The organism is Streptomyces sp. NC-S4 (assembly GCF_054353315.1).
In genome coordinates, this window is the sequence record NZ_CM135937.1 from 1303876 (window position 1) to 1327995 (window position 24120).

At 73.5% G+C, this 24120-nt stretch carries 18 protein-coding genes; 9 read left to right on the forward strand and 9 right to left on the reverse strand.

Annotated elements, in window-relative coordinates; translation table 11 throughout:
• Nucleotides 1-284: 284 nt before the first annotated feature.
• On the forward strand, nt 285-905 hold the full coding sequence (locus ACXNSR_RS05465) for a prealbumin-like fold domain-containing protein (protein ID WP_458641009.1): 621 nt from the start codon (nt 285-287) through the stop codon (nt 903-905).
• 12 nt (nt 906-917) lie between these two features.
• Here ACXNSR_RS05465 and ACXNSR_RS05470 read toward each other — a convergent pair whose 3' ends face one another.
• From ACXNSR_RS05470 to ACXNSR_RS05485, 4 genes are all read right to left on the reverse strand, one after another.
• Complete coding sequence (locus tag ACXNSR_RS05470; RefSeq protein WP_458641010.1) at nt 918-1241, reverse strand: hypothetical protein; 324 nt, start codon at nt 1239-1241, stop codon at nt 918-920.
• Nucleotides 1242-1249: 8 nt separating this feature from the next.
• Nucleotides 1250-1597, reverse strand: a complete 348-nt coding sequence (locus ACXNSR_RS05475; RefSeq protein ID WP_458641011.1) for an ArsR/SmtB family transcription factor — start codon at nt 1595-1597, stop codon at nt 1250-1252.
• Between the two features lie 142 nt (nt 1598-1739).
• Nucleotides 1740-2840 carry an NADH:flavin oxidoreductase/NADH oxidase gene (locus ACXNSR_RS05480; protein WP_458641012.1) on the reverse strand — a complete coding sequence of 367 codons (1101 nt, stop codon included), beginning with the start codon at nt 2838-2840 and terminating at the stop codon, nt 1740-1742.
• A 78-nt stretch (nt 2841-2918) separates the two neighbouring features.
• A complete protein-coding gene (locus ACXNSR_RS05485) occupies nt 2919-4241 on the reverse strand; it encodes a wax ester/triacylglycerol synthase family O-acyltransferase (RefSeq protein ID WP_458641013.1) in 1323 nt (440 codons plus the stop codon).
• Between the two features lie 196 nt (nt 4242-4437).
• Between ACXNSR_RS05485 and ACXNSR_RS05490 the strand changes: the two genes are divergently transcribed.
• From ACXNSR_RS05490 to ACXNSR_RS05500, 3 genes are all read left to right on the forward strand, one after another.
• A complete protein-coding gene (locus ACXNSR_RS05490) occupies nt 4438-5529 on the forward strand; it encodes a WD40/YVTN/BNR-like repeat-containing protein (protein WP_458641014.1) in 1092 nt (363 codons plus the stop codon).
• A gap of 11 nt (nt 5530-5540) precedes the next feature.
• A complete protein-coding gene (locus ACXNSR_RS05495; RefSeq protein WP_030012774.1) occupies nt 5541-6227 on the forward strand; it encodes a uracil-DNA glycosylase in 687 nt (228 codons plus the stop codon).
• Nucleotides 6228-6323: 96 nt separating this feature from the next.
• Nucleotides 6324-7238, forward strand: coding sequence for a sirohydrochlorin chelatase (locus ACXNSR_RS05500; RefSeq protein ID WP_458641015.1), 915 nt, complete (start codon nt 6324-6326; stop codon nt 7236-7238).
• 85 nt (nt 7239-7323) lie between these two features.
• Here the strand turns inward: ACXNSR_RS05500 and ACXNSR_RS05505 are convergent, their stop codons facing one another.
• The 3 genes from ACXNSR_RS05505 to ACXNSR_RS05515 all read right to left on the reverse strand — a co-directional run bounded on the left by ACXNSR_RS05505 (nt 7324) and on the right by ACXNSR_RS05515 (nt 10386).
• Complete coding sequence (locus ACXNSR_RS05505; RefSeq protein WP_458641016.1) at nt 7324-8388, reverse strand: lactonase family protein; 1065 nt, start codon at nt 8386-8388, stop codon at nt 7324-7326.
• A 55-nt stretch (nt 8389-8443) separates the two neighbouring features.
• Entirely contained in the window at nt 8444-9580 is a 1137-nt protein-coding gene (locus tag ACXNSR_RS05510; RefSeq protein WP_458641017.1) for a nitric oxide synthase oxygenase, read from the reverse strand.
• 212 nt (nt 9581-9792) lie between these two features.
• Complete coding sequence (locus ACXNSR_RS05515; RefSeq protein WP_458641018.1) at nt 9793-10386, reverse strand: GNAT family N-acetyltransferase; 594 nt, start codon at nt 10384-10386, stop codon at nt 9793-9795.
• Between the two features lie 141 nt (nt 10387-10527).
• Between ACXNSR_RS05515 and ACXNSR_RS05520 the strand changes: the two genes are divergently transcribed.
• Nucleotides 10528-12825, forward strand: a complete 2298-nt coding sequence (locus tag ACXNSR_RS05520; protein WP_458641019.1) for a HelD family protein — start codon at nt 10528-10530, stop codon at nt 12823-12825.
• On the opposite strand, the gene ACXNSR_RS05525 is transcribed toward ACXNSR_RS05520, so the two are convergent.
• Nucleotides 12815-14308: an FUSC family protein gene (locus tag ACXNSR_RS05525; RefSeq protein ID WP_458643573.1), complete on the reverse strand. Its 1494-nt coding sequence runs from the start codon at nt 14306-14308 to the stop codon at nt 12815-12817. The genes ACXNSR_RS05520 and ACXNSR_RS05525 overlap by 11 nt on opposite strands.
• 415 nt (nt 14309-14723) lie before the next feature.
• Here ACXNSR_RS05525 and ACXNSR_RS05530 point away from each other — a divergent pair, with 415 nt between their 5' ends.
• Together ACXNSR_RS05530 and ACXNSR_RS05535 are read left to right on the forward strand one after the other, a co-directional pair.
• A complete protein-coding gene (locus ACXNSR_RS05530) occupies nt 14724-15194 on the forward strand; it encodes a MarR family winged helix-turn-helix transcriptional regulator (RefSeq protein WP_458641020.1) in 471 nt (156 codons plus the stop codon).
• A 159-nt stretch (nt 15195-15353) separates the two neighbouring features.
• On the forward strand, nt 15354-18377 hold the full coding sequence (locus ACXNSR_RS05535) for an AfsR/SARP family transcriptional regulator (protein ID WP_458641021.1): 3024 nt from the start codon (nt 15354-15356) through the stop codon (nt 18375-18377).
• A gap of 47 nt (nt 18378-18424) precedes the next feature.
• On the opposite strand, the gene ACXNSR_RS05540 is transcribed toward ACXNSR_RS05535, so the two are convergent.
• Nucleotides 18425-18646, reverse strand: a complete 222-nt coding sequence (locus tag ACXNSR_RS05540) for a hypothetical protein (RefSeq protein ID WP_458641022.1) — start codon at nt 18644-18646, stop codon at nt 18425-18427.
• Between the two features lie 200 nt (nt 18647-18846).
• Between ACXNSR_RS05540 and ACXNSR_RS05545 the strand changes: the two genes are divergently transcribed.
• Both ACXNSR_RS05545 and ACXNSR_RS05550 read left to right on the forward strand, forming a co-directional pair.
• Complete coding sequence (locus ACXNSR_RS05545) at nt 18847-20718, forward strand: AfsR/SARP family transcriptional regulator (protein WP_458641023.1); 1872 nt, start codon at nt 18847-18849, stop codon at nt 20716-20718.
• A gap of 91 nt (nt 20719-20809) precedes the next feature.
• Nucleotides 20810-24094, forward strand: a complete 3285-nt coding sequence (locus tag ACXNSR_RS05550; RefSeq protein WP_458641024.1) for a non-ribosomal peptide synthetase — start codon at nt 20810-20812, stop codon at nt 24092-24094.
• The last annotated feature ends 26 nt before the right edge of the window (nt 24095-24120 follow it).

A 24120-nucleotide genomic window follows, 5' to 3' on the forward strand; every position in this document is an offset into this window, starting at 1 on the left:
AGGATCCGAAAGAGACGGCCCAGGCCGGTGCCCGCGGGTCTCCGCTGCCCGGCGGAGCACCGACCGATGTTCCGCGGCCGCGGGGCGGGGCTCCTGGGGCGCCCTCGACCTGGTGCCGCACGGGCTGTTGGCCGTCGGCCGCGGCCCGGCCTTCGCCGAGGTGCTTCCGGGTGGTCATCCGGCCGCAATGCCCTCGTGCGAGGAGTGTCGCCGGGCCTGCCCGCGCGTACAGGCCGATCATGTCGCGGGAGCGTAGCCCCCGAGCAGCATGCGGATGGAGTGTCATGGCGCCGAACGGATTCCGCCGGTCATGGGCCGGGTGGCGGCCCTGGATCCTCGGGGTGGCGACGGCGGCACTGCTGGCGTCGACGCCCTCGTACGCGGCGGCGGCCGGGACGGGCCCGGCTGCCGGTGGAGGCGCGGCGGTCCACGCCCAGCCGGGCATCGCGAGCCGGGCTGCCGGGGGTGGCTTCCGGTGCCCGGACCACACCACGCAAGGCGGGCACCAGGGGTGGTGTCCCCCGCCCCGCTGCGACGCGGGGCCTCCCGGCTGCGGGGGCCCCGGCGTGCCCCTCGGTGCCGTCACGGTGGTCAAGGAGGACGCGCAGACCGGCGGCCCCCTGTCCGGCGCGGTCTTCCAGCTCTGGGAGGAGACCAACGGCATCCCGGGGCTCCAGACCACGGGCAGCGACCCGGACACCCGGATCGGCGACACCTGCACCACCGCCAACGACGGAACGTGCACGCGCACCATGCCGACGGGCCTCTACTACTGGCTGGAGACCCAGGCCCCGCCCGGCTACGACCTGCCCGTGAACCCGGTGTTCGGCCCCCTGCTCCTGACGGAGGAGAACATCTCCGAAGGCGTGACGGTGACCGCCGAGAACACGCCCACGCCCGTGTGACCGCCGGGCGTCTCAGCCGGTCCAGATCCTGTGGGTCATGTCGACCCGCCAGCCGTCGCCCAGCTCGCGGCACAGGGCGGCGAAGGCGGCGTCCGCCTGCCGGCGGAACAGCCGCCACTCCTCCTGCGGCCACGGCGACGGGCCCGGCGGATGGTCCCAGTCGATCGACGACTGGTACCACTGGCACAGGCGCGCCAGTTCGGTCCGGGTCCCCGCGCCGATCGGCAGCCGGTCCAGCTCGCAGGGGGAGCCGTACGGGCCGTCCAGGTCCGGGGCGGCCGGCCACAGCGGGGTGTGCGTGACGCCGGCTTCGAAGAAGAACCGCAGATGGGGCATGACGCCCTCTAGGCGCTGAGCCGTGCGGCCTCGGCCGCGGCCGCCGCGAGGACGCTGTCGAGGAGACCGGGGAAGAGCCCCTCCAGCTCCTCCCGGCGCAGGGCGTTGAGCTTGGTGGTGCCGCGGTAGGCCTGGCGTACGACGCCGCTCTCGCGCAGGACGCGGAAGTGGTGGGTGGACGTGGACTTGGTGACCGGCAGGTCGAAGGACGAGCAGGCCAGGTCCTCGGCCGAGGCAGCCAGGTCCAGGACGATGGACAGCCGGACCGGGTCGGAGAGCGCGTGCAGCACGCCTTCCAGACGGATCTCGCCCGCCTCGGGGTGGGCGAGGGTGCGGGAGGTGTCCTGTTCCGTCATGTCCCTGCTCCACTCGGTCGATCGGTCCGCTTCGGATGCCGCGCGCCCCCATCGTACGAGAGTCGTCGAAGAAGACGGACGGGGCCGTGGAAACCGGTGGTACGGCTCCGGGGCCGCCGGCGGCGCCGGAGCCGTACCCGCGTCACCAGGAGCGGTGGTACTGATCGGGCGTACGGACCTCCCCGCCCAGCTCCTTGGCCGCGCGGCGGGCCCAGTACGGGTCGCGGAGCAGTTCCCGGCCCAGCAGGACGGCGTCGGCCTCCCCGTTGGCGAGGATCTTCTCGGCCTGCTCCGGTTCGGTGATCAGGCCGACGGCGGCCACCGGGAGGGTGGTCCCGGCCTTGACCCGGGCCGCGAACGGGACCTGGTAGCCGGGGCCGACGGGGATCTGCGCGTGCGGTGCGAGGCCGCCGGTCGAGACGTCGAGCAGGTCCACACCGTGCTCCCGCAGCAGGTCCGCCAGCAGGACCGTCTCGTCGGCGGTCCAGCCGTCCTCCTCCAGCCAGTCGGTGGCGGAGATGCGGAAGAACAGCGGGAGCTCCTCGGGCCACACCGCCCGTACGGCGTCCACCACTTCGAGGGCGAAGCGGGTGCGGTTCGCGAAGGAGCCGCCGTACTCGTCGGTGCGCCGGTTGCTGTGCGGGGAGAGGAACTCGCCGATGAGGTAGCCGTGGGCACCGTGGATCTCGACGACCTCGTAGCCGGCGGCCAGAGAGCGCTCGGCGGCGGCCGCGAACTGACCGGTGATCTCCCGGATCTCCTCGACCGTCAGCTCGTGGGGTACCGGGTACCCCTCGGAGAAGGGCACGGGGCTCGGGGCAAGCGGCTGCCAGCCGTGTGCCTCGGGCCCGACCGGCCGCCCGCCCTTCCAGGTCCGGTCGGTGGAGGCCTTGCGGCCTGCGTGGGCGATCTGGATGCCGGGGACGGCGCCCTGCGCCTTGACGAAGGAGGTGATCCGGCGCAGCGCCTCGACCTGGGTGTCGTTCCAGATGCCGAGGTCGTAGGGCGAGATCCGGCCTTCCGGGGAGACGGCGGTGGCCTCCTGGACGATCAGCCCGGTGCCGCCCGTGGCGCGTGCGGCGTAGTGCGCGAAGTGCCAGTCGGTGGCCACGCCCGCGTTCGGTCCGAACGCCTCGGCGCTGTACTGGCACATCGGGGCCATCCACACCCGGTTGGGGATGGTGACGGAGCGGAGCGTGTAGGGCGCGAACAGGGCGGCGAAGGCGGCGGGTACAGCACTCATCGGGCTCTCCAGATACGACCGGGCGTGCCGGGGGGATCAACTAAGTACGAGAGACACCGTACTACGAATTTCCTCGTACTACGAGACCTCTCGTACAAGCTCGTCGAGTTCCGCGCGCAGCGCCCCGGCCAGGGCCGCCAGATCCGGGACGGCCGCCGCGTCGGCGACCAGTCCGTAGTGGACCGTCCCCTTGTACGTGGAGACCGCGACCGCCAGCGACTGCCCCCGGGCCAGCGGGGCGAGCGGGTACACCTCGCGGACCGGGCTGCCGCCGAGGGTGAAGGTGAAGCTCGGCAGCGGCACGCTGGTGACCAGGATGTCGAAGAGCAGCCGGGCGGCCTGGGCCACCAGCGGGCCACCGAGCCGGTGGCCGAGCGGGTGGACGTGGTCGGCCAGCAGGGCGACGGCCCCGGCGCCGCGGGCGGGTCCGGCGTCCTTGTTGCGGTCCATGGCGGCGCGCACGCTGTCCAGGCGGCGCAGCGGGTCGGATTCGGCGAGCGGCAGCCGGAGCAGATATCCGGAGAGCCGGTTCCCGGCACCCCCCGAGCCTCCGGGCCCGCGGCGGCGGGAGACCGGGATCAGCGCGCGCGGGCCCGCACCCCAGGGCTCGGGGTCGCCGCGCTGCGCCAGCCAGCGCCGCAGCGCGCCCGCGACCAGGGCGATCAGCACGTCGTTGACGGTGCCGCCGGCACCCTTGCGGACGAGGTTGACCTCGTCCAGGTCGAGCGCGAGCCCGGCGACCGCACGGGCGCCCGAGCCGGTGGAGTCCGCGGTGAGGGCCGCCGGCACTCCGAGCGGCAGTCCGGCGCGGGCCACGGCGGCGCCGATCTCCAGGGCCTGCCCGACGTCCTGGACCCGGGCCGCCAGGACTCCGGGGAGCCGGCGCAGGACGGATCCGCCCCGCTGCTCGGGTACCGGGCGCGCCGGCGGCCGCGGGGCCGTCGCCTCGTCGAACAGGGTGGCCGCGAGGGCCAGCGCGCCCATGCCGTCGGCGAGGGCGTGGTGGAACTTGAAGAGCACCGCGAAGGAGTCCGGATCGGGCCCGGCCAGCACGTGCGCCTCCCACGGAGGCAGCGCCCGCTCCAGCGGGCGCGCCATCAGCGGTCCGGCGGCGGCGTGCGGGACGCTCTCGTCGGTCCGGACGAGGAACACGTGGCGGGCCGGGTCGAAGCCGGGATCCGGCGACCAGGCGGCCGCGCCGACCGGCAGCAGCACGTCACGGATCCGGCGGCGCAGGCGCGGCACGGCCGCGCAGCGGGCGGCGAGCAGGCCGGCGGCCCGCTCCGCGGCGCCGGGGCCGGCGGCTCGGAAGACGGCGAGGGCTCCCAGGTGCATGGGGTGGTCGGCGGATTCGATCCGCCAGAAGGCGAGGTCGAGCGGGGACAGGTGCTCGGTGGCCACATATGTCCTCTCGCGTGCGGCGGCAGTGACCTGAAGTCAATCCATTACAGACACCCGCATGCAAGCAACAATCATTTCGGGGCGGTAAATGATCGGTATTGATCTGCTCATCAGCAACCCCGCGCCGTCCACCGGGTGACTGTCACCGGACAGGTGCAGACTGGCCGAAAAGATACCCCGCACGGAGGTGCCGGCCATGGCCGACGCAGTACTGCTCGTGGGAACCCGCAAAGGACTCTTCATCGGACGTCGCCGCGGTGCGGCGCCCTGGGTGTTCGACGGGCCCCATTTCAACGCCCAGGCCGTCTACGCCGTCGCCATCGACCGGCGGGGTCCGGCGCCCCGGCTGCTGGTCGGCGGGGACAGCTCCCACTGGGGGCCGTCCATCTTCAGCTCCGACGACCTCGGAGTGACCTGGCGGGAACCCGCCGCACCCGCCGTACGGTTCCCCCAGGACACCGGGGCCTCCCTGGAGCGGGTCTGGCAGCTGCACCCGGCCGGCCCCGAAGCCCCCGGCGTGGTGTACGCGGGGACGGAACCGGCCGCGCTGTTCCGCTCGACCGACCGGGGCGACTCCTTCGAGCTGGTCCGCCCGCTGTGGGAGCACCCGAGCCGCGCGAAGTGGGTACCGGGCGGCGGCGGTGAGGGCCTGCACACGGTGATCACCGACCCGCGCGACCCGGACGCCGTGACCGTGGCCGTGTCCACCGCCGGGGTGTTCCGGACCCGGGACGGCGGGGCCAGCTGGGCGCCGTCCAACGAGGGGGTCTCGGCGGTGTTCCTGCCGGACCCGCACCCCGAGTTCGGCCAGTGCGTGCACAAGATCGCCCAGGACGCCGCGGACACGGACCGGCTGTACCTGCAGAACCACTGGGGCGTCTACCGCAGCGACGACGCGGGCGGCCGGTGGACCGACATCGGCGGCGGCCTGCCCTCCGACTTCGGGTTCGCGGTCGCGGCCCATCCGCACCGGCCGGACACCGCCTACGTCTTCCCGCTCAACGCCGACTCCGACCGGGTCCCGGCCCAGCACCGGTGCCGGGTCTTCCGCACCCGGGACGCGGGTGCGACCTGGGAGCCGCTGGCGCGCGGGCTGCCGGCCGGGGACCACTACGGCACGGTGCTCCGAGACGCCCTCTGCACGGACGACGCGGACCCCGCGGGCATCTACTTCGGCAACCGCAACGGCGAGCTGTACGCCAGTCACGACGACGGCGACAGCTGGCAGCTGCTCGCCGAGCACCTGCCCGACGTCCTGTGCGTGCGGGCGGCCACGTTCGGCCAGTAGAGTGATCCACCGTGGCAGCACGACCGTTGAACGAGATCGTCGAGCCGGGCTGGGCCCGTGCTCTGGAGCCGGTGGCGGGGCAGATCGCCGCCATGGGCGACTTCCTGCGCGCCGAGATCGCGGCGGGGAGGACGTACGTACCGGCCGGGGCCAATGTGCTGCGTGCCTTCCAACAGCCCTTCGACGAGGTCAAGGTACTGATCGTCGGACAGGACCCCTACCCCACACCGGGACACGCGGTGGGCCTGTCCTTCTCGGTCGCCCCCGACGTACGGCCGGTACCGCCGAGCCTCGACAACATCTTCCTGGAGATGCACCGGGACATCGGCACCGGCCGCCCGGCGAACGGCGACCTCACCCCGTGGACCCGTCAGGGCGTCCTGCTGCTCAACAGGTCGCTCACGACCGCGCCGCGGCGCTCCAACGCGCACCAGGGCAAGGGCTGGGAGGCCGTCACCGACCAGGCCATCCGGGCCCTGGCCGCGCGCGGCAAGCCGCTGGTCTCGATCCTCTGGGGACGGGCGGCCCGCAACCTGCGGCCGCTGCTCGGCGAACTGCCCGTCGTGGAGTCCTCGCACCCCTCCCCCAAGTCGGCCGACTACGGGTTCTTCGGCTCCCGGCCGTTCAGCCGGACGAACGAGCTGCTGGTGGGCCAGGGTTCACAGCCTGTGGACTGGCGCTTGCCGTCCGTCAGTTGAACGTATCTGATATTCACCGGATAAATACGGACAGATGCCCCGCTGGAAGGCCCTGCCCGAACACCTTGTTCCGATAAGCCAGTAGCATGCGGCGCCATGAGCTCCCCCACTGGGCCCGCAAATGGCCTGCCCGTACGAATGCCGCGACCCCGCCAGACCGGACGGCACCGCCGGCCCGAGCCCGCGGTGGCGCCCGAGGGCGCGCCCGCGCTGGTGCTCGCCGTGCCCGGTGCCCCCTCGGCCCCCTCGCGAGGGCTCGCGGAAGAGATCATCAGCATCGGCCGCTCCGAGCTGCCGGGCCTCGACGCCCGGATCGGCTTCCTCGAAGGTGACGACGACACCGAGTTCCCGTCGCTGTCCGGCGTGCTGACCGCCGTCGCGACCGAGCGCGTCGCGCGCGCGGAGTTCGCCCGCGCGGCCGGCCACGAGGTGCCCGCGCCGACCGGCCCGGACGCCGTGGTCGTACCGCTGCTGGCCGGCCCCGACAGCGATCTGCTCCGCCGGATCCGCCAGGCGCTGATGGACTCCTCCGCCGCCGCCGAGCTGGCCGACGTGCTCGGCCCGCACCCGCTGCTCGCCGAGGGCCTGCACGTGCGGCTGTCCGAGGCGGGCCTGGCCCGTGCCGACCGCGCCCGGCTCTTCACCGTGACCACCGCCGCCGACGGCATCGTCCTGGCCACCACCGGTGGCGAGGAGGCCGTACAGGCCGCCGGGATCACGGGCATGCTGCTCGCCGCCCGGCTCGCCGTGCCCGTCAAGGCCGCCGCGCTCGACCAGGAGGGCTCGGTGGCAGCGGTCGCCGAGCAGCTGCGCCGCGAGGGCTCCACGCTGCTCGCGCTCGCCCCGTACCTGATCGGCCCGGAGGCCGCCGACGGGCTGCTCGACACCGCCTGCAAGGAGGCCGACTGCGCCACCGCCGAGGTGCTCGGCGCCTACGGCGCGCTCGGCAAGCTGGCCGTCGCGCAGTACACCGCGGCGCTCGGGATCACCCAGGACGCCGCCGCACACTGACCCGCCCGTACGAAGCGAAGGGCCCCCGACGGCCACGGTCACCCGTGGCCGTCGGGGGCCCTTTCCCATGCCCCGCGCGCCCGTGTCAGCCGAGGACCACGCAGGTGGCCGCGGGCACGGCCAGCGAGCCGGCCCGGTGCGGCTGGCCGGTCAGCGGGTCCACCTCGAACCAGGTGACGTCCCCCGAGCGCTCGTTGGCCGCGTAGAGCCGGTTCCCCGAGGGGTCGGGGGCGAGATCGCGCGGCCACGCGCCGCCGCAGTCGACGGCGCCGGTGAGCCGCGGCCTCCCGGGCCCGTCGGCGAGGGAGAGGGTGACGATCGTGTCGGCCCCGCGGACGGCCGCCCAGACGAACCTGCCGTCGGGCGAGGCGACGATCGCCGAGGGGTAGGCCCGTACGGCCCCTGAGGCGCCCGCTGAGGCGACCGGAACCTCACCGACCGGTTCCAGTCGCCCGGACGCCCCGTTCCAGCGGCAGACGGTCACCTGCGGCTCCAGCTCGTGCAGTACGTACGCCACCGCGCCCTCCGGATGGAAAGCGAGGTGACGGGGACCGGTCCCGGCGCGCAGCACGGTCTCGGTGTGCACCCGCAGCACCCCGGTGGCCGGGTCCGGCGCACAGACCCGTACCGAGTCGGTGCCGAGGTCCACGCTGAGCACCCAGCGGCCGGTCGGGTCGGGCAGCACCTGATGGGCGTGGGGTCCCTCCTGCCGGCTCATGTCGGGGCCCGAGCCCCGGTGGGGCAGGACCTGGGCGGGCCCGCCCGGGCGGCCGTCGGCGGCGAGCGGGAGGCTGCTGACGCTGCCGGAGGTGTAGTTGGCGGTGAGCAGCCTGCCCCCGGCCAGGCTGAGGTGGGTGGGTCCGGAGCCCCCGACGCGGACGGCCGTGCCGAGGGGGGCGAGGCCCGCCGCGGTGGGCCGGTAGGCGGCGACCGCACCGCGCTCGGTCTCGTTCACCGCGTAGAGCACGCCGGTGGCGCGGGAGAGCGCGAGGTACGAGGGGTCCTCGGCGGCGGTGACCGCGAGCGGGGTCAGCGCCCCGGTCTTCGGGTCCACGGCCGCGGTGGTGACGCCGCGGCCGCCCGCCGAGGTGAACGAGCCGATGTAGGCCCGGGATTCACCGTTCCGGTCCCTGCTGTCCGCGCCGCCCACGTCGAGCCCCTCTCACCGCTGCCGGATCCGTCCGGAGCCGACCGTAACAGAAGGTCTAGACCAAATCCCGCCCTTGGGCCCGCTCCTGCGCGCCGCGGTGGTGGACGTAGGCCGTACTGCTGCTGCGGTCCTCGTAGGTGCGGTGGAAGACCGGGGTGGCGGAGCCGGAGATCGGCGGCACGATCCAGGACCAGTCGGCACCCACCTCGCGCCCCTTTCGCTCCTCCCGCTCCATGTGCGCCAGGAAGCGCCGGGACTCGGTGTGGTGGTCGGCGATCGTGACCCCGGCGCGGTCGAAGGAGTGCAGGACGGCCCGGTTCAGTTCGACGAGCGCGCGGTCCTTCCAGAGGGAACGGTCGCTGGAGGTGTCCAGGCCCATGCGGCGGGCGACGGCGGGGAGCAGGTTGTACCGGTCGGTGTCGGCGAGGTTGCGCGCGCCGATCTCGGTACCCATGTACCAGCCGTTGAACGGCGCGGCCGGGTAGTGGATGCCGCCGATCTCCAGGCACATGTTGGAGATGGCGGGTACGGCGTGCCAGCGCAGCCCCCAGTCGGCCCAGCCGTCGCCGTCGGGATGGCCGATCGGCACCTCCAGGACGGCGTCCGCGGGGGTGTCGAACCAGCGGGGTTTGTCGTCGACGCCCTGGACCACCAGCGGCAGGAGGTCGAAGGGGGTACCGGGGCCGCCGGGCCAGCCGAGCCGCAGGAGGGCCTCGGTGAGCGGGGCGTTGCGGGCGTCGCCGACGGTTATGGACGGGTGGTCCCCGTAGCCCGCGTATCTGACCAGCTGCTCGCTCCAGATCAGCGGGCCGGGCCGGTCCGGGGCGTCCGGGGCGAAGACCGTGATCATGGGCCTGACCCGGCCCCGGTTGGTCGCCTCGCGCAGGTGGTCGAAGCACTCGGCGGCGACGTCGTCGGCGTCGGTGACCCCGCGGCGGTCGCGCACCCGCAGCGCGTTCCAGTAGAGCCGCCCTATGCAGCGGTTGCTGTTGCGCCAGGCCACCCGGGCACCGTGGGCCAGTTCCTCGGGGGTGTGCACATAACTGCCGGTCTCGGCGAGTTCGGCCCGCACGGCGGCGAGCCGGGCGCGCGGATCACCGGCGTCCGCGTTCTCCCGGTGGAAGAGTCGGATGAACTCCTCGGCCGCTTCCCACACCTGAGCGGTGGTGGAGCGCTGTTGAAGAATTTCCATTCCGGGCGGTTACCCCCTGTCCGACCAGATCCACCCTGTGCATGCCGGATGAATGTGCAGCAATCAATTACCCGTTGTACATGTCGCAGGTCAGCGTGGGGCGGTCGGGCATGAGGGAGCACTCCTCCGGGTGATCCCTCATGGATCGGGCTGCGGCAGGCCGCGCGGGGGCGTACGATCCGGCGCATTGCGGGAGTTGGCCACGCGCCGGTTCAGCGGCAGGGCCGACTCATGTACAGCGCCTGTTCGCCGGCCGCCGGAGTGCCTCCGTACAGCGCGGTGTCGAGACCGCAGAAGGTGAATCCCATCCTCAGGTAGGCGTGCACCGCCGGGGCGTTGACCGAGCTGACCTCCAACCACAGGTGCTCCGCGCCCCGTTCGCGGGCGAACCGCTCGGCGCGGTCCATCAGCGCGCGGCCGATGCCGCGGCCCCGGTGACCGGGCGAGACCTCGATGTCCTCGATGGTCAGCCGCCGGTTCCAGGGGGCGTAGCCGACGGCCGCGAACCCGCAGAGCAGGTCCCCGTCGAGGGCCACGAAGGTCCGCGCGTCGGCGTCCGAGTCCTTCCCGCCGCCGAAGACCTGCTCGTCGTGCTCCTCCGGCGGGAACACCTTGTGCACGGGCGGGTCCACGGGGACCTCGCGGAGCAGGAAGCCGAAGCCCGCGCCGTCGCCCGATCCGGGGTCGCTCACCTCGAAGACCGTGGTGGTGGTGAAGGAGCTGTCCAGGGCCTCGATGGCGCCCGCGTCCTCGGGACGGGCGAGGCGGTAGACGATTGCGTCGGCCGAGCCGCGTGCGGTGGTCATGGGATCCACCGTACGCAAAAAATCCCCCGGCCGAATTTACTGCCGAGGGAGAAGAGCGCGTATATTAAATGGTTCACGACTTCGCTCGAATCGAAGTCACAGTGAAGCTCACGAGCACACCATATCGCGACAGGAGCGCAATTGTCAACCGAGGAATTCCGGAAAGAGCAGCAATTCGTCACCGACCTCTATCGGCGCCTCGACGCTCTGCGTGACCAGGCCGAACGGGCGGTCGAGGGGGCGCTGCGCGATGTCGGTACCGGGCTTCAGGCACGCCTGGAACGGGACGTCCTGGTCGCCGAACAGTCCGGTCTGCTTTCCGCCCTGAATGCGGGCGAGAACGGCCTCTGTTTCGGCCGTCTGGAGTTCTCGGACGGCCGGGACCACCACATCGGCCGGCTCGGTATCCGGGCCGACGACGCGCAGCGCACTCCGCTGGTCCTGGACTGGCGGGCGGAGGTGGCCCGCCCCTTCTACCTCGCCACCGGGCACACCCCCATGGGGCTGCGCCGCCGTCGGCACATCAGCAGCCGGGAGCGCGAGGTCACCGCACTGCACGACGAGATCCTCGACCTGACCGACGCGGAGCGCACCGGCCACGAGGGCGCCGACGCGGACGCCGTGCTTCTCGCCGCGCTCGACGCCGCCCGGACGGGCCGGATGCACGACATCGTGCGCACCATCCAGGCCGAGCAGGACCGGATCATCCGCTCGACGCACCGCGGGGTGCTGGTCGTCGAGGGCGGTCCCGGCACCGGCAAGACCGCGGTAGCGCTGCACCGCGCCGCGTACCTCCTGTACGCGCACCGGGAACTGCTCGCCAAGCGCGGTGTGCTGATCGTCGGACCGGGCCCGGCGTTCCTCGGCTACATCGGCGGGGTGCTCCCGGCCCTCGGCGAGACGGGCGTACTGCTGGCCACCCCGGGTGAGCTCTTCCCCGGCGTCCACGCCACCGCCGCGGACCGCCCCGGGGCGGCCGCGGTGAAGGGGCGGGCCGCGATGGCGGAGGTCCTCGCCCAGGTGGTGGCCGACCGGCAGTGCCTGCCGGAGACCGTACCGGCGGACACCGGCGAGGAGTACGACACCGTCCCCGAGCCGGCGCTGGAGATCGACCACGAGGAGTACGGGACCCTGCTGCTGGACCGCACCATGGCGTACGAGGCGCGGGACCGGGCCCGGGCCACCGGGCTGCCGCACAACCAGGCGCGTCCCTTCTTCGCCTTCCCGGTCATCGACGCGCTCACCGCGCAGCTCGCCGACCGGCTGGGCGCCGATCCGTACGGCGGTCCGAACCTGCTGGGCTCGGATGACATCGCCCAGCTCGGCAAGGAGATCGCGACGAGCGCCGCCGTACAGGCGGCGATCGATTCGCTGTGGCCCTCCCTCACCCCCCAGCAGCTGGTCCGCGACTTCCTGGCGGACCCCACGCACCTGCCCGCGCACGAGGCCGACCTGATCCGGCGCGCGCCCTCGGCCCGGCCGGACTGGACCCCGGCCGACGTGCCGCTCCTGGACGAGGCCGCCGAGCTGCTCGGCGAGGACGACACCGCCCGGCGGGTCGCCGAGGAACGGGAGCGGCAGCGGCGCATCGCCTACGCGCAGGGGGTGCTGGACCTGTCCGAGGGTTCCCAGTCGTACGAGTTCGAGGACGAGGAGAGCGAGTACCTCGCGGCCCACGACATCATCGACGCGGAGCGGATGGCCGAGCGCCACGAGGAGGCCGACCACCGCAGCACCGCCGAACGGGCCGCGGCCGACCGTACCTGGGCCTTCGGGCACGTCATCGTGGACGAGGCGCAGGAGCTGTCCGCGATGGCGTGGCGGCTGCTGATGCGGCGCTGCCCGACCCGGTCCATGACCCTGGTCGGCGATCCGGCGCAGACGGCCGACGAGGCGGGCTGCGGCTCGTGGGAGGGCGTCCTCTCGCCCTACGTGGGCGAGCGCTGGGAGCTGGTACGGCTGGCGGTCAACTACCGCACGCCGGCCGAGATCATGGAGGTGGCGGCGGCCGTGCTGCGGTCGCGCGATCCCGGCTTCGAACCGCCGCGTTCGGTACGGGCCACCGGGGTGCGGCCGTGGGCGCACGCGACCGGCGACCTGGCGGCGGCGACCCGGGATGCCGTGGCGCGGGAGCTGCCGGCCGAGGGCCGGCTCGCGGTGATCGCGCCGCGGGCGCGGCACGCGGCGCTGGCCGCCGTACTGCCGGGGGTACGGGCGGGCGCGGAGCCGGACCTGACCCGGGAGGTGGTCCTGCTGGACCCGCGCCAGGCCAAGGGGCTGGAGTTCGACACGGTGATCGTGGTCGAACCGGACGAGCTCCGGCCGAGCGACCTGTACGTGGCGCTGACCCGGGCCACCCAGTCCCTCGGGGTGGTGCACACCGCCGGCCGGCTGCCGGCGGGGCTGGCGGACGCTCCGGAGGCTCTGCTCAGGCGCTGATGACCAGCGGCGCCCGGGGGTCGGTGCGCAGCGGGGTCGCCAGTGCCACGAGGGTGTGTTCCAGGCCGTGGAGGTGGGCGAGGGCCGGTTCCTCGGCAGCGGGCCGGGGGTGCGGCACGGTGGCGGGCCCGGGGGCGCCGTGCGGGGCGGTCAGGGCCTCCACCGCGGCCTCCACGCGCCAGCAGGCGGCGGCCAGCCGGGCGTCGTGCGAGGCCTGCGGGTCGGCGGCGACGGCGACCAGTCCGCGCACGTCCCGGGCGCAGTCGTCGAGCAGCGCGAGCACCTGCCGGGCCCGGGCCTTGCGGGCGCGCAGCGGGCTCAGCGGGTGGACGAGCGGCGCGAGCGCCATCCGTACCCGGCCCAGCAGCAGCTCCAGCTCGGCGGCGTGCGGGGCGGGGTCGGCGTCCGGGTCGCCCGCGAGGCGTTCCAGGGCGGCCGCGGTGGAGGCGCGCACGCAGTGCAGGGCGCGCTGGATCCACGCGTCGTTGGCGGCGTGGGTGGTGACCGGAAGGATGAGCACGACGGCGAGGGCGGCGCCGAGGGCGCCGATGGCGGTCTCCTGGAAGCGCAGGAGCAGCAGTCCGGGGTGCAGGACGCCGAGGAGGCCGTAGAGCAGCCCGGCCATGACGGTGACGAAGAACATCATCCAGGAGTACGAGGGCGCGGCCGTGTAGAAGATCCCGAAGACGCATACGGCGACCAGCGCCGCGGTGGGCACCGGCGCGCCGTGCAGGGGTACGGCGATCAGCAGGCCGGCGGCGATGCCGACGACGGTGCCGAGGACGCGGCGGAAGCCCCGTACGAGGGTCTCGCCCCGGGAGGCGGTGTTCACGAAGATCCACCAGGAGGTGCCGACGGCCCAGTACCAGCGGTCGTCGGAGAGCGCCTGGCCGATGCCGAGCGCGAAGGCGCAGGCGGCGGTGGCCTGGAAGGCCTGCCGGGTGGTGGGCCGCGCGAGCCCGGTTCCGGGCAGGCCGGGCGGGGCCGCGGGGGGCGGGGTGCGCCGCTCGATGGGCCACAGCAGGAAGCGCACGGCGCCGGCGGCCAGGAGCGCCAGGCCGACGGCGGCGTACAGCTCGGGCAGCTGTCCGGGCCGGGCGTGCAGGAACTGGGTGACGAAGAACATCATGAACGCGAAGATCCCGAGGGCGTGTCCGCGCGGGCCGAAGCGGCGGGCGTACACCCCGGCGAAGACGACGGCGAGGAAGGCGGCGTCCCGGGCGAGGGGCACCCCGTGCAGGGCGGTGGCGAGGGCCAGGACCGGGAACCCGGCGACGGGCAGCAGGGCGGTGGTGCGGCGCTGGGCGCGGACGTCCGCGTCGAGGACGGTGAAGAGGGCGAGCAGGGCCGCCAGTCCCCCGGTGATGGAGGCGGTCAGGGAGAGACCGCACACTTCGGCGAGGGCGACGGCGGCGGCGACGCCGATCACCGCGCGGGCCGAGTTCCGCAGTCTCATACGCCCCGGATCCGGAGCCACGAACATCCTCTTCACGGCGGTGTGCCGCCCCCCTTGCAGTGCTGCGCGCCGGCCCGGCGCCGCCCGGGGGTGGTGGGCGGTGGACGGGCACGGCGAAGGCGCCGCGCTCCGGAACCGGCTTCGTTGCCGTCCGGCGCTGCGCGGCGCCGTAAGTACATGGATACGCCACAGATAAGCATCCGGGAGCACACTGGCTCAACCGGGCTCATGAGGACTGGGCCATTGGTACAGTGCCCGACCGGAATTGTCGGCCACGGGACTGCCAACGGACCAGCCCGGCGACCCCCTCCACCGACCCGGGTCACCACGCCCGAGGGGTCGGCGCGCCGGCCGGGTCACGCCGCCGTGGCCGACTCTCGTCCACGTGACCACCCGCTGTTATCGTGCAGCGACCCGCGGGACGTACGGAAGGGGACCGACGTTGGCGCGCACGGTGGAGTCCGGGGAGGCCGAGGCGTTCAGCCGGGCCGCAGTGGCGGTCTTCCGGCTGAACGGACGGTTCACCGCGGCCCTCGACCGGCTCACGCTCGCCTCGGGGCTCAGCGCAGCGCGCTGGCAGATACTCAGCACGGTGACGGACGAATCACTGTCGGTGTCCGCCGTGGCGCGCCGGGTGGGGACCACCCGGCAGAGCGTGCAGCGGATAGCGGACCTGTTGGTACGCCAGGGGCTCGCGGCCTATCTGGACAATCCGGCACACCGGCGGGCCAAGCTGCTCACCGCCACCGAGCAGGGCGTGGCCGCGAAACGGGAGATCGACTCCTGTCTCGCCGAGCTGGCGCGGCAGCTGTGCGAGGGCCTCGGGGGCGAGGACGAGGTATACCGCACGGCCGAGGTGCTGCGGGGCCTGTCCGGCGCATTGTCGTCGCTCGGATCCGATGACCCTCAGTGATGCCCGCGCACGTGTCCACCGCTATACGGACAAGCTGGCCTGAAACTGACGGTGTTTTTCCCAAGAGTTGACTGCACCGAGGAACGCTCTTTGCGGTACCGTTCGCGCCTGACGGGGGTTTCAAGGCCGGGGGACCTTTTGAATCGGTTTGTCTTCAGAATGCTGGGGCCGCTGCTCGTCCAGACCGATGACGGTCCGCTGCGCATCAACGGCCGGCGCCAGGCCACGGTCCTGTCGATGCTGCTGCTGTACGCCGACCGAATCGTTTCGGTGGACACCCTGGTGGACGCCGTCTGGCCGGAATCTCCCCCGGCGACGGCCCGCAACCAGATCGCGATCTGCGTGGCGACCCTCCGCAAGACCTTCAAGCAGGCCGGGGTGACCGATCTGCTGATCACCTCTCCCCCGGGCTACCTGCTGGCCAAGGGGGAACACCGGATCGACGTCCAGGAGTTCATGGAGCGCGCCGAGCAGGGACGGGACGCCGCCCGGCACGGACGGACCGAAGAGGCGTGCACGCACTTCGAGGAGGCGCTCAGCATCTGGCGGGGCTCCGCGCCGGACGAACCGTCCGGGTCCCGGCTGGAGGCGGAGACCACCAGGCTGGAGCAGATGCGGCTCGCGCTGATGGAGGAGCGAGCCGGACTGATGCTCCAGCTGGGCCGGCACCGCGCGCTCACCGGCGAGCTCGGCGAGCTGGTGGCCCGGCACCCCCTGCGCGAGCAGTGCCGCGAACACCTCATGCTGGCCCTGTACCGGTCGGGGCAGCGGGCCGAGGCCCTGGAGGTGTTCCTGGACGGCCGCCGGTTACTCACCGACCAGCTCGGGATCGAACCGGGTCCCGGGCTGCGGCAGCTGCACGAGCTGATCCTGCGCGACTCCCCCGAACTGACCCGGCCGCCCGCCACGGCGACGCCCGCGCCGGCGGCCCTGAGCACCATCCCGGCACAACTGCCCGCGGACGTCATGGCGTTCACCGGCCGACAGCCGGAGATGACCTCCCTGGACCGGCTCCTGAAGGAGCCCTACAACCCGCACACCCCGGCGCTGGCGACCATCGTCGGCGTGGGCGGGGTGGGCAAGACCGCACTCGCGGTGCACTGGGCGAGCCAGGTAGCCGACCAGTTCCCGGACGGCCAGCTCTTCGCCGATCTGCGCGGTTACGACGAGGAGCACGCGCCGGTGTCCCCCGCCGCCGTGCTGGACCGCTTCCTGCGCGCCCTCGGGATCGGCGCAGCCCAGATACCGGCGGACCCCGACGAGCGGGCCTCGCTCTTCCGGAGCCTGCTCAGCACCCGCAAGACACTGATCGTCCTGGACAACGTACGCTCCTTCCACCAGCTCAGACCCCTGCTCCCGGGCGGCGGACGCAGCGTGGTGCTGGCCACCAGCCGGGAGAGCCTGGGCGATCTGACCGGGGACTACACGGCGCTGACCCTGCGGCTGCGGATGCTGGAGCCGACCGAGGCGACGGCGCTGCTGATCAAACTGGCCGGGGCCGACCGGTTCGGCAGCGACCCGGTGGCCGTCGAACAGCTCGGCGCCCTGTGCGACTGCCTTCCGCTCGCACTGCGGATCGCCGGGGCGAGGCTGGCGGCCAAACCCAACCTGAGCGTACGGAGCCTGGTGTCGCGGCTGCGCGACCACCGCTCCCGCCTCGACGTGCTGAGCCCGGGCGAGGGCGGGGTGCGCGCCGGCTTCCGGCTCACCTACCGCGACCTGCCGCCGGAGACGGCCCGGATGTACCGCAGGCTCGGCCTGCTGCGCACGGCGGACTTCGCCGCCTGGGCGGGGGCGGCCGTCCTGGACACCGACGTGTGGCACGCGGAGGAGCTGATCGACCACCTGGTCGACGCGCAGCTGCTGGAGGTGGCCGACACCGAGCCCGGGCGGGCCGCCCGCTACCGCTTCCAGGACCTGCTGCGGCTGTTCGCCCGCGAGCGGGCGGAGTCGGACGAGCCGGAGGGGGAGACCGACGCCGCACTGGAGCGGGCCTTCGCGTCCTGGCTCTGGCTGGCCGAAGAGGCCCACCGGCGGATCGACGGCCGCCGGTTCCCGGTGGGCCGGACGGCGGCACCGGCCCCGCGTTTCCTGCCGGAGCTGGCCGACGAACTGCTGGCCGCGCCGATGGACTGGTTCGAGTCGGAGCGCACCGCCGTCACGGACCTGGTGGCGCACGCGGCGGAGACGGGCCGGGCCCGGTACGCGTGGACGCTGACCGAGAGCGCGGTTCCGCACTTCGAGACGAAGAACTACCTGGAGGACTGGCAGCGCTGCGCCGAGCAGGCGCTGGCCTCGGCCCGGCGCACCGGCGACGAGCCGGGCGAGGCGACGATGCTGCGGCTGCTGGGGTCGCTGGCGATCTACCAGCGGCGGTACGAGCAGGCCGAGGGCTGGAACATGGCGGCGCTGCGGCTGCTGCGCAACACCGGTGACGTGGGCGGAGCGGCGCTCGCCCAGCGGAACCTGGCCATGTGCGCGCGGTTCCAGGGGGACTGGGAGCGGGCCCTGGAGTACTGCGAGGCGGCCCTCAGCGGCTTCCACACCTCGGGTGACATCGGGAACGAGGCCCATCTGCTCGGTTTCCAGGCGCAGATCGAGCTGGACCGGGGCAACGTGGGCGGGGCGCTGCCGCTCGCGGAGCAGGCGGTGGCGCTGAGCCGGCGTACCGGATCGGTACGGGCGGAGGCGCAGAGCGTGTACCGGCTGGCCGAGGTCCGGCTGCGCGCGGGGGATCTGGGCGAGGCGGCGGAGGCCTTCGGCGCGGTACTGCGGCTGACCCGGGGCGAGGGCGACCGGGTCGGGGAGGCCCACGCGCTGCGGGGGCTGGGGCAGACGCAGTGGAGCCAGGGCCTGCTGTCGGCGGCGGGAGGGACGCTGCAGCAGGCCCTGGAGATCACGGACGAGCTGGCGGACCGGTTCCTGTACGCCCGGGTGGAGACCGATCTGGGATGCGTGGAGGCGATCGGCGGCCGCCCGGCGGAGGCGGCGGAACGCTTCCGCCGGGCGCGGGCCGCGTTCGGAGAGGTCGGCGCGCCGCCCTGGCGCGCGCAGGCGGGCCGGCTGCTGGCGGCGGTCCAGGACGCGGCGGGCGAGGCGGGCGGCGGGGGCACCGGTGAGCTGCCGCATCGTTCCTTCACCGCGGCGGAACTGACCTCGCTGCTGACGTGTCCGGAGGGCTGATCGGCCTGACGGCCGGGGGCGCTTCGTAGGGCGGAGCGGGGGGCGGGTCAGCCCCAGGGCATGTCGCCGTGCTTGCCGGCGGAGCCGGGGTGCGGGGGGACCAGCGGCTTGACGACGCCCCAGGGCATGTCGTCGTCGGCCTGCGTGGTGGAGTGCGTGTCCGCCAGGACGGCCGACGCTCCCCCGGCGCCGACGAACACCCCCGCAAGAACGAGCAGGCAGGCCGCCGCCGTCGTGTTCGCCGTCTTCACCGTCAGCGTGCTGCGCATCTGGGAATCCCCTCTCGGTGGTGCATCACTGCCGCTCGCTGCGGCATGAATGGAACAGTAGGGACGCCTCCTTTTCCTTCTGTGTTCCATCGATTTCGTGACCCGGTCCGCCCTCGAAATCGCCACGATATCGAGGAGACAACGCACTCCACTAGCTTCGTTCAGAGATTCTTCTCCATGAATCACGGATGGGGCGGTACATGGAATTCCGAGTGCTCGGGCCAGTCGAGGTACGGCGGGACGGCCGCCGGGTCGCGTTCTCCGGGGCGAAGCTGCACACCGTGCTCGCGGCGCTCCTGGTGGCCCGTGAAGAGGTGATCTCCGACGAACGGCTGTGCCGGCTGCTGTGGGGCTGGGCTCCGCCGGCCACCGTCAGCGCACAGCTCTACACCTATGTTTCCCGCTTGCGCAAGATTCTCGGCAGCGATGTTCTGATCGATCGTCGGCCGCCCGGATATGCCATGAGCATCGGTAATGCGACCCTTGACCTGAGCGAATTCGAGAAGATGGCGCTCAGCGGCCGCGAAGCGCTGGTCGCCGAGGACTTCGAAAAGGCCGGTGAGCTGCTCCGCGGCGCCCTGGCCCGGTGGAACGGCCTGCCCTTCGCCAACGCCACGGAATACCTCGCCGACGCCGAGGCGCCGCGGCTCAACGAGGCCCGGGCGGTCACGCTGGAGCACCGCATCGCGGCCGATCTCGCGCTGGGCCGGCACGAGCAGATCACCGGCGAGCTCACCGGCCTGGTCGCCGAGTTCCCGCTGCGCGAGCGCATCCGGTGCCAGCTGATGACCGCCCTGTGCCGGTCTGGGCGGCAGGCGGACGCCATCCACCTCTACCACCACGGCCGCGCGGTGCTCGCCGACGAGCTGGGCGTGAACCCCGGCGAGGAACTCCAGGCCACCTACCGGGCGCTGCTGGAGGGCACGCTGGACCGGCGGCCGCGCACCGCGCCCGCCGTACTGGCCGGCCCCCGGCGGGACGCGGCCGACCGCCGGGAGGGCGCCCCGGCCATGCTGCCCCCCGACACCGTCGACTTCACCGGCCGGGAGCCCGAACTGGAGCTGCTGTGCCGTGCGCTGGACCCCGACGCGCAGGGCTCCGGGCGGCCCCGCCGGGTCCTGGTCACCGGTATGGCCGGACTCGGCAAGACCGCCCTGGCCGTCCACGCGGCGCACCGCTGCCGGCGGCACTTCCCCGACGGGCAGTTGTACGCCGACCTGCGCGCGCCCGACGGCACCCCCCGGCACCCCACCCGGGTGCTGCGCGGGCTGCTGCGCGCGCTGGGGCCGATGGACGGCGTACCGGACGGCGACGACCAGGAGCAGCTGGTCCGGCTCTACCGGGAGCGGACCCGGGGCCGGCAGCTGCTGATCGTCCTGGACAACGCCTCGGGGGCCGCCCAGCTGGGGCCGCTGCTGCCCAACACCCCCGAGCCGGCGGTCCTGGTCACCGGGCGGACCGCCCTGCCCACCGTGGCGGGGGCGCACACCGTGGCCCTCGCTCCCCTGGCGCGGCGGGACTCGCTGGAGCTGCTCTCGGCCGCGGCCGGTCCCGCCCGGGTGGCCTCGGCGCCCGGGGCGGCGTCCGCGATCGTCGAGCACTGCGCCGGTCTGCCGCTGGCCCTGCGGATCGTCGGGACCCGGATCGCCGCCCGGCCCCATTCCACCCCGGACCGGCTGGCCCGCCGGCTGGCGGACCCCGTCACCCGGCTGCGGGAGCTGCACTCCGGCGACCTGGACGTGCACAGCTCGCTGCTGCCGTCCTGGCGGGCGCTGGACCCCGAGGTGCGGGCGGCGTTCCCGGCGCTGGCCGCACTCGGTCCGCAGCCGTTCCCGGCGGCGGAGGCGGCGCTGTCGCTGGGCCTGCCGGAGACCGAGGCCGAGCGGCTGCTGGAGGCGCTGGCCGACGCGGCCCTGCTGGAGGTCAGCGGCGCGGACGAGTGGGGCCAGCCCTGCTACCTGTTCCATCCGCTCGTACGGCTCTTCGCGCTCTCCCTGGGCGAGGGGGCCGCGGCCGACCGCGGTGCCGCCGCCCGGACGGAGCATAACCGGCGGCTAACTCACCGCCCCTAGCCTCGCCCTGCCCCGCAGCAGGGCGCTCCGGCCCGTACCCACCCCGGGCAGGCACCAGCCAACGACCCTTGACACCGAATGGAGTTGGACCATGACCGAGCTCCTGCCCGCTCGCGCGGACAGTGCCGCGTCCTTCCCGATGACCGAGACGCAGCAGGCACTGATGATCGGGCGAGGTGAAGCAGTCGAGCTGGGCGGTATCGGCTGCTACGGATACTTCGAATGGGAGCGTGCGGACCTCGATCCCGAGCGTTTCGCCGCCGCCTGGCGCAAGGTGGTCGCCCGGCACGACATGCTCCGCGCGATCGGCCGCACGGACGGCACCCAGTGGGTGCCGTCCGACCCGCTGCCGTTCGAAATACCGGTCGTGGACCTGAGCGGGCTGACCGCCGAGGCCTCGCGGGAGCGGCTCGCCGCGCTGCGGGACGAGATGAGCCACGTGGTCTTCCCGGTGGGCAGCTGGCCGTTGTTCGACCTGCGGATCATCCGGCTGGGCGGTCCGGGGAACCTCAGCCGGGTCCACCTCGGGATCGACCTGCAGGTGCTGGACGCCTCCAGTGCCTTCCAGGTGCTCTTCCCCGAGCTGGTCGACCTGTACGAGGACCCGGACGCCGAACTCCCGGAACCCGGTATCGGCTTCGCGGAGTACGCCCGCTGGCGCGCCGACGCCCTGCCGCACACCGAGGCCTTCCGCACCGCCCGCGACTACTGGCTGGAGCGCGTCCCCACCCTGCCGCCGGCCCCCTCGCTGCCCACGGGCGGCTCCGCCGACGGCGGCCGCGAGGTGCGCTTCGACCGGCGCGAGCACCGGCTCTCCCCCGAGGACTGGCAGCTCTTCTCGGCCCGGGCCCGCGAGGCGGGGCTGACGCCGTCGGTGCTGCTCACCGCCGCCTTCGCCGAGGTGGTCCGGTGCTGGGCGGAGGAGTCCGACTTCACCATCAACTACCCGATCTTCCAGCGCCCGGCGGTGCACCCGGACATCAACGGTGTCCTCGGTGACTTCACCAACGCCGTGATGCTCGCGGCCGACGGTTCGGGCGCGACCTTCCTGGACCGGGCGCACGCCCTGCGCGACCAGCTCGCCCGCGACGCGGAGCACGGTGCCTTCAACGGCGTCCGGGTGCTGCGCGAGCTGACCCGGCTGCACGGGGTGGGCGCGCAGGCCGGCATGCCGGTGGTCGTGACCAGTCTGCTCGACTACCCGGTGCGCAGGCCCGTCACGGACCTGGGCCGGGAGGTGTACTCGATCTCGCAGACCCCGCAGGTCTCGCTCGACGTCCAGCTGCGGGAACTGGCCGGTGAGCTGCGCGTCATCTGGGACTTCGTCGACGGGGCGTTCGCGCCCGGCTTCGTCGACGCCGCCTTCGGCGTGTACGTGGACCTGCTGGAGCGGCTCACACGGGACCCGGAGTCCCTGCACACCCGGCGCTTCGACCTGATCCCGGCGGCCGAGCGGACCCTGCGCCGCCAGGTCAACGACACCGCCGGGCAGATCCCATACACCACCTTGCACGAGCTGTTCGCCGAGCAGGTGGAGCGCACGCCCGACGCCGAGGCCGTGGTGGACGCCTCCGGGCGGCGGCTGAGCTACCGGGAGCTGGCCTCGTACGCCTGGCGGATCGGGCACACCCTGCGCGAGCACGGGGCGGCCCCGGGCGAGCTGGTCGCAGTGGTGATGGAGAAGGGCTGGGAGCAGTACGCCGCGGTGTACGGGATCCTCGCCTCCGGCGCCGCCTATCTGCCGCTGGACCCGTCCGTGCCGCCGGAGCGGCTGCGCCGGCTGCTCACCGAGGCCAAGGTCGACCGGATCCTCACCCAGTCCCGGCTGGACTCCCGGATCGCCTGGCCCCCCGCGGCCCGCCGCTACCGGGTGGACCAGGACTTCGAGTCCGGGACCGGCACCCGGCCGGACACCGCCCAGACCCCGGCGGACCTCGCGTACACGATCTTCACCTCGGGCTCGACCGGTGAGCCCAAGGGGGTGATGGTCGACCACATCGGCGTGGTCAACCTGGTCCGCGATGTCGCGACACGCTTCGAGGTCGGTGCGCGGGACCGGCTGCTGGCCATCTCCGGGCTGCACTTCGACGCCTCGATCTACGACGTGTTCGGGGTGCTGACGCAGGGCGGGACCGTGGTGCTGCCGCCGCCGTTCGAGCACGCCGAGCCCGACGTCTGGGCCGATCTGGTCCACGCCGAGCGGGTCACCCTGTGGAACTCCGTACCCGTCCTGATGGAACTGCTGGTCGGCGAGGCCGAGGTGCGCGAGCGGCGCGGCGGCGGCCGGCCGCTGGAGTCCCTGCGGCTGTCGGTGCTCTCCGGCGACTGGATCCCGCTGACGCTGCCGGACCGGCTGCGGGCGCAGAGCCCCCGGATCCAGGTGGTGGGTTCGGGCGGCCCGACCGAGACGATCTGCTGGTCGCTGTTCCAGCCGATCGGCGAGGTCGACCCTTCCTGGACGAGCATCCCGTACGGCAAGCCGATCACCAACCAGCGCTACTACATCGTCGATGCGGCCGCCTACGAGCGCCCGCTCGGGGTGGTCGGCGAGATGGCCGTGGCCAGCGACGTCGGGCTCGCGCTCGGCTACTGGAACGACGCCGAGCGCACCGCGAACCGCTTCGTGCACCTTCCGGAGAGCGGTGAACGCGCCTATCTGACCGGTGACCTGGGGCGGTACCTGCCGGACGGCAGCATCGAGATCCTGGGCCGGGACGACTTCCAGGTGAAGATCCAGGGCCATCGGATCGAGCTCGGCGAGATCGAGGCCGTGCTGCGCCAGGACGCCGAGGTCGAGGCGGCCGTGGTGGTCGCCCCGGCCAGCGCGCACGGGGTGCGGCGGCTGCACGCCTTCGTCGTGGCAGGGGCCGGGGCCGGGGCGGCCGGACCGGTGCTGGAGCGGCTCGCCGCGCAGCTCCCCGGCCACATGGTGCCGGCCGCGCTCACGGTGCTTCCGGAGCTGCCCCTGACCCGCAACGGCAAGGTCGACCGGCTGCTGCTGGCCTCTTCCGCCGGGCGGCAGCAGTCCGCCGACGAGGAGGCCGTGCGCGACGCCGGGGACGGGCCGGGCAGCCCGCTGGAGCTCGTGCTGTGCGCGGCGGTCGCCGACATCCTCGGCCTCGACGGGGTGGCGCCCGGTGACAACTTCTTCAGCCTGGGCGGCGATTCGCTCAGCGGTACCCGGCTGGCCGGTCTGCTGGGGGAACTGCTGGGGGTGCCGGTGCCGGTGAAGACCGTGTTCCAGAACCCGCTGATCTCCGAACTGGCCGGGAAGATCGCCGCGGACGAGCAGCACGGCGCTGATGCGGTCGCGGCCGCCGAGGCCTTCGGTGAGCTGGACGCCGACGAGACGGACACCGCCGATGCGGACGGCTGAGGACACGAGCCGGTTCAGCACGGCCA